Origin of the sequence: Limnohabitans sp., from assembly GCF_036804465.1 — a bacterium.
GTDB lineage: Bacteria > Pseudomonadota > Gammaproteobacteria > Burkholderiales > Burkholderiaceae_C > Limnohabitans.
On record NZ_DAIRSK010000036.1, the window covers coordinates 1 to 1548 of the forward strand.

At 57.3% G+C, this 1548-nt stretch carries 4 protein-coding genes; all 4 read left to right on the forward strand.

Annotation, left to right across the window (positions count from 1 at the left end):
* The coding region (locus V7Q41_RS13280) for a carbohydrate kinase family protein (RefSeq protein ID WP_333846445.1) at nucleotides 1-401 on the forward strand (401 nt) is incomplete at its 5' end.
* Nucleotides 402-501: 100 nt separating this feature from the next.
* Nucleotides 502-885 (forward strand): IS66-like element accessory protein TnpA, encoded by a 384-nt coding sequence (gene tnpA / locus V7Q41_RS13285; RefSeq protein ID WP_333846446.1) that lies wholly within the window; start codon nucleotides 502-504, stop codon nucleotides 883-885.
* Nucleotides 882-1217 (forward strand): IS66 family insertion sequence element accessory protein TnpB, encoded by a 336-nt coding sequence (gene tnpB, locus V7Q41_RS13290; protein WP_333846447.1) that lies wholly within the window; start codon nucleotides 882-884, stop codon nucleotides 1215-1217. The genes tnpA and tnpB overlap by 4 nt, the downstream gene beginning before the upstream one ends.
* Nucleotides 1218-1313: 96 nt before the next feature.
* Nucleotides 1314-1548: transposase (locus V7Q41_RS13295; protein WP_333846448.1), on the forward strand; the 235-nt coding region annotated here is incomplete at its 3' end.

Below are 1548 nucleotides of genomic sequence, written 5' to 3' on the forward strand. Positions count from 1 at the left end.
CGGATCTTGTCATGCCGGGTTTGGCTGAAGGTCAACTCCTGACTGGACAAAGTACTGCGGAAGGAATTGCAAATTTCTACTTGGAGAAGGGGGTTAGCCAGGTAGTTGTAAAGCTAGGATCCCAAGGAGCTTTTGTTGCCAGCAAAGAGGGTTTTGCAACCATTTCTGGATTTGAAGTTGAGACAGTCGTTGACACGGTCGGTGCTGGCGACGGCTTTGCGGTAGGGGTTATCAGTGCACTCCTTGAGGGAATGTCGCTGAGCGAGGCTGCGCGGCGAGGCAATGCTATTGGTGCTCGCGTCGTTCAATTCCCAGGGGACTGCGACGGGTTGCCAAATCGAATAGAGCTCGACGAATACGTGCGTCGAGGATCACTCTCATCCGGTGTTGTTTTTGTTTGATGGGTGGTGAGGCACCATCAAAGTAAGCGTCCGGTCATCCCATCTGGCAGCAATACCCCAGATCTAAGAGCATCGTGTCCACGTAACAGATCGTGGAAACATGTACACCAACAACCAACTCCCCCAGCCCGGCCGTGGCCGCCGCACCTACAGCCCCGAGTTCAAAGCCCAGCTGGTTGCCGCTTGTCGCATTCCAGGCATGTCGGTCGCCTCCGTGGCTCGAAACCATGGCATCAATCACAACATCCTGCACCGCTGGCTGCGTGAACTGCCCGATCCCGCTGCACTTCGCTTGCCTCAAACTTCCCACAAGGCGGTGCCAGCCTTCATTGAGTTGCCCATCACTGAGCCGATAGCCACAGCCGCTGTCGCCGTCGACAGCGTTCACGTTGAAATCCATCGAGGCGATTTGTCCGTCAAGTTGCGTTGGCCTGCAGCGGCGGCGCCGGCCTGTGCCCAGTGGCTTTTGGAGCTGTTGCGTTGATCCGCATCGATGCCGTCTGGATGGCCACCGAGCCGCTGGACATGCGTGCAGGGCCAGAGACTGCACTGGCGCGGGTCGTTCAAGTCTTTGGCGCAGCCCACCCGCATCACGCTTATCTGTTTGCCAATGCGCGTGCCAACCGCATGAAGGTACTCGTGCACGATGGGGTGGGCGTATGGCTGGCAGCGCGCAGGTTGAACACGGGCAAGTTCGCGTGGGGCGATGCACGGCTGTCGCCCCGGTTGCCGATGAACGCAGCACAGTTGAGCGCTTTAGCGCTTGGTTTGCCTTGGCAACGCATGGGTGATGCGGGTGTGATCACGGTCATATAAAAACGGTTGGGCGATCATCGACCATGGCCTTTGCGTTGTTCAATTGGGGCATCCTCGGATACACAACACCGGCAGTGTTGGGCACACTTCTAACCCATGAACAGCGCACCGCCCGCACTCGCAGATTTGAACGCAGATGAGCTGCGCGAGATGGTCACGGGCTTGCTGCAAAAGGTGGCCAGCAACACCGAAAAAATCAAAGCTGATGCAGCGCAAATCCAATTCAAGCAAGCGCTGATCGACAAACTCACCTACGAGAATGCTGTTCTCAAGCGCCTGAAGTTCGGCCTCAAGAGCGAGAAGCTGAACGCCGAGCAGCGCAGCTTGCTCG